The following is a 3973-nucleotide window of genomic DNA, read 5'->3' as shown; positions in this document are numbered from 1 at the left end:
AACAACTGCATTGAAAATGATCACAAAGCGGTAAAGCGCAAATCCCGTTTCCGCCAATGGTACCAATCACTTTCTACAGCACGGCCTACCATTGACATAATGGAAGCGATGCGCATGGTTCAAAAAGGTCAATTACGTTATATTAAAAAACAGAATATCTGTGCCAGATAAGGCATAGCGGCCATACCAGCGCACCAACCAAAGAATGATCTCACCAGAGTAGTGCTTCCATTTAAAGGGTTGATTCTTCTTAAATCGTTTACGTCTAGCCACAGTAATTCACTCTTAATTTCAGTTGATTGCTACACCATACTCAAATCTAAATTTTTCGCAACAGTGCCGCTTTAAGCCTGATTTTTGCTATTTCATCACTTAATTAGCACCTATGCTTTGGGTGCTGGAAGTAATTTTTAGTCGAATTATTTCAATTTCATGATATGGCTGATTTTCAGAGTATTGTAATTCCTAAGCGCTAAACAAGACATAGGCCCAATTGCCGCCGTATTCGCAACGGTGAAGTTCCTCGGAAAATGCACACAAGACCAAGTGCTAGATCGTCTACGCTCTCAAAAAGTAGAGTACAGTAGTTTGCAGCCAGTATTGCAAGAGTTGATTAGGAAGAGGAAAGTGGATTCTGATGGTTTTTATTATTGGGAAAGGTTGTAATTGATCAATATTTGTACAGCATTAAAATGGTTTATATTTTGAGCTGATTTAAGTGATTATCCACACGGTTATGCACTGAAATTGTGGGTTAGTTTTGGGGGTGGTGTTGATTGTTGATGTGAGGGTATCAGAGTATAATCTAGTAAGCATGGTGTAGTTTTCATCGTTGCAAGTATTGAGTGAGGAAGGTGATGGCAAGAGCTGAGCATGATTTAGACATTTATGCATGGGCACATGAGAATGCTGAATTGTTGAAACAAGGTAAGTTCAATGAGGTTGATATGGTGAATGTGATCGAGGAGTTAGAAGACTTGGGTAATAGTAAACGCGACCAGCTCACTGCTCGATTAAAGTTGATTATTCAGCATTTATTAAAATGGCAATACCAGCCTTCTCACCGTGGTCGCTCATGGTCGCTTACAATTCAAAACAATCGTGATGATGTTGAGGATTTATTCGAAGATGTCCCCAGTTTAAAAAGCAAGCTTGATGAATGCTTTGATAAAGCATATAAACGGGGTGTAAAAGCTGCATCTAATGAAACTGATATACCGATTAAAACATTCCCTAAATCATGCCCGTACACGTTAGAGCAAGTATTAAATCCTGAGTTTATGCCAGAGTAGTTTTATATACGCAAGAAGGCATATCAAGCAGCAGTGATCTGGAGCTAGGTTAAAATTCGCTGCTTGAGGCTGCCATATGGTGAGTATGGTCCTTGCGTTTTAAAAATCAAAAGTAAGCTGTTTGACTTCAAACAAATCGGATTGGACTTGCTTTCGAGTATCAAGCTGATAATGGTAGTAGCCCTTTTCCCCCTTCCATGAACGTATATTATAGCCTTCCTTGCGGAGTTGACAGATAAAGGTAGGTAAACAATGGCCGAAACCCAACTTGTAAGCCTTGGGGCGTGTCAGTTCTTCGCCTGATTTGAGGAGTTCGAGGATTTTGTGGGTGGTTGAGGGCATAGTAAAGCTCTTTAGTATTCAATTTGAATCTACTGTAAAGAGCTAGATTAGTCAAAGTAGAAAAAGTTACTGTGCTGTATAACCTCCATCCACAGAGTATAAAGAGCCAGTTACAAATGATGCTTCACCTGAATTTAGGAAATAAATGACATTTGATACTTCTTCTGGTAACCCTACTCGTTGGATAGGCTGAGAGGTTTTGAGGATATTATATAGATCATCATTAGTCATGTTTAATTTGTGCGAATTAGATTTCACCGCGTTATGGTATAAAGGTGTTTCAATGGTTCCAGGACAAACAGAATTAACCCTGATATTACTTGATGCGAAATCAATAGCCAATGATTTTGTTATTGTTGCTATTGCTCCTTTTGTTGCACCGTAAAGGACACTAGAGCCTTTACCTACAAATGATTGATCTGAACCCACTAAACAAATGGATCCACCATAGTTATTTTCAATTAAAGTAACAAAATTTTGGATGAAAAATAGGGTGCCTTTTACATTAATGTTAAAAATAATTTCATATTTTTCTTCTGTTAAATCTTTTAACGAGCCAAAGCTGTGCACCCCAGCATTTGAAACTAAGTGATCGACTTTTTTTGTAAAGCTATCAACTTCTAATCTTGCTTTTTTGATTGAGCTTACACTTGATATATCACAGTTTATATGGAAGAAATTATTATGGGTTACTTCTGGTTTATTAATATCTAAACCAAAAACTATATAACCTTCTTTTAGATATTTTGATACAGTTGATGATCCAATGCCTGTAGAAGAGCCTGTTATAGCAACATATTTAGACATGAAATTTTTTCCCTCGACTTTTAGCGCTTAGGTAATACAATACTCTGAAAATCAGCCATATTGTGAAATTGTGATAATTCGACTAAAAATTACTCCCAGTATTCGAAGTGCAGGTGCCAATAATCGATAAAGCAGCTAAAAATAGGCTTAAAACCTGATTATAGACGGACTGCTCCTGTTAGAACTTAATGAGCTGCATGGTCGCTAGGGCTTTGTGGTGCTTCATGATTACTGACAAGCGTTGCTTTGGACGCCCACCGGTTAAAAGCATTTTGCTACCACAAAGGATGCACTCAAACGGGTCAGTGTTGATAAAGCCTTTGAGGAGTGATGCATAAGTGATTTTTTTAACCGGCTCTACCGTCTGGTCCAGTAACTTATAAATTGTTGGCAGCAGCTTTCCGCGGGTGCGAAAGCTCAAGAAGCCGTAATAGCGGATCATCTTAAATGATTTAGTGGGGATGTGACGGATTAGACGCTCAATAAACTCAAATGTTGTACTGGTGTGCTTTTCCTGCTTACCCGTTTTGCGATCAATATAGCGAAAGATCACTTCTTTGCCATCATAGTGCAGTAAGCGTGAATTTGAGAGTGGCGGTCGCTTTAAGTATCGACCTAAATAATCAACGTTTTGGTGGTGTGAAGGCTGAGCTTTTGCAAAATGGACATGCCAGAGTTTATTGTATTCTGGGTTGATGAATCGATTAAATGATGTGAGGTCAGTAATGTGGTTTTGATATTGATGAGGAATCACGAGTTTCCCTGTTTTGTAAGCGGTGCGTAATAAATTAACAATCGAAAACCGCCACATTGGCATCGTTTTTTTCTTTGTGAAATAAACTTTCTTCCAGGTTGTCTTGCACTTAGATAAGCCACCACGTGTCACTGATAAGTGGACGTGCGTATTCCAATTTAAACTCTGGCCGAAAGTATGCAGAGCTGTGAATATACCGATCTTAATTTTTTTCTTCTTTGCAGTTTTGAGCAGAACATTTGCGGCGAGTCGTGATAGATGATTCAGTAGCTCACGATTAGCAAGGAAAAACGGGCAAAGTGCTTTTGGCATGGTGAATGTTATGTGCTGGTATTCGCACTTTGGGAGTAACTTATTCTGTGCAGCAATCCATTGCTCAGTGGCTTTTTTCCACATGAGGAGCATAGCCGTGATTTGCAGGTATAGGTGACGACTTTGGTGTGTTTGCATCCTGAGTTAGAGCAACTGTATTCATCATGACCTGCAAACTTAGTTCTACAGCTGAGCATTTTCACGACGACTTCAACCACAGAGCGAGGAATATTATCGCGATTGGCCACATAGTAGCGCCACCAAGCTCTGCCAGTTTGGAAAAGATGTTTAAGCGTGAATTGAATCAAACTAACTATCTCATTGTGTTGATTAACAAGCGATTAATCATACAGACAACGATAAACTATACAACGGCCCTCCTAAAGTCGCGACCTGTACTCAGCGAGCCTATCCTTGTTCGCAACAGTGCCTAATCTCTCACCTATGTGTCCAATTTCATTGAACC

General features: G+C 39.3%; 6 protein-coding genes and 1 pseudogene. 3 read left to right on the top strand and 4 right to left on the bottom strand.

What is annotated here, in order from left to right; all coding sequences use genetic code 11:
• A pseudogene (locus tag C200_RS14815) lies at positions 1-171 on the top strand (DDE-type integrase/transposase/recombinase); the annotation flags it as partial.
• Between the two features lie 686 nt (positions 172-857).
• Entirely contained in the window at positions 858-1292 is a 435-nt protein-coding gene (locus C200_RS04305; RefSeq protein WP_016212315.1) for a DUF29 domain-containing protein, read from the top strand.
• Between the two features lie 99 nt (positions 1293-1391).
• On the opposite strand, the gene C200_RS04300 is transcribed toward C200_RS04305, so the two are convergent.
• The 4 genes from C200_RS04300 to C200_RS16675 all read right to left on the bottom strand — a co-directional run bounded on the left by C200_RS04300 (position 1392) and on the right by C200_RS16675 (position 3710).
• Entirely contained in the window at positions 1392-1634 is a 243-nt protein-coding gene (locus C200_RS04300; RefSeq protein WP_032126346.1) for a hypothetical protein, read from the bottom strand.
• Positions 1635-1700: 66 nt separating this feature from the next.
• Entirely contained in the window at positions 1701-2441 is a 741-nt protein-coding gene (locus C200_RS04295; RefSeq protein ID WP_032126347.1) for an SDR family NAD(P)-dependent oxidoreductase, read from the bottom strand.
• Positions 2442-2619: 178 nt separating this feature from the next.
• Positions 2620-3591: an IS91 family transposase gene (locus tag C200_RS04290; RefSeq protein ID WP_033923677.1), complete on the bottom strand. Its 972-nt coding sequence runs from the start codon at positions 3589-3591 to the stop codon at positions 2620-2622.
• Positions 3516-3710, bottom strand: a complete 195-nt coding sequence (locus C200_RS16675) for a transposase zinc-binding domain-containing protein (RefSeq protein ID WP_366406796.1) — start codon at positions 3708-3710, stop codon at positions 3516-3518. Before C200_RS16675 ends, C200_RS04290 begins: the two co-directional genes overlap by 76 nt.
• On the opposite strand from C200_RS16675, the gene C200_RS16615 reads away from it, so the two are divergent.
• Entirely contained in the window at positions 3672-3941 is a 270-nt protein-coding gene (locus tag C200_RS16615) for a hypothetical protein (RefSeq protein WP_306592606.1), read from the top strand. The genes C200_RS16675 and C200_RS16615 overlap by 39 nt on opposite strands.
• Positions 3942-3973 lie beyond the last annotated feature (32 nt).

It is taken from the genome of Piscirickettsia salmonis LF-89 = ATCC VR-1361 (genome assembly GCF_000297215.2).
Lineage (GTDB): Bacteria > Pseudomonadota > Gammaproteobacteria > Piscirickettsiales > Piscirickettsiaceae > Piscirickettsia > Piscirickettsia salmonis.
This window is presented reverse-complemented; position numbering and strand designations above follow the sequence as displayed.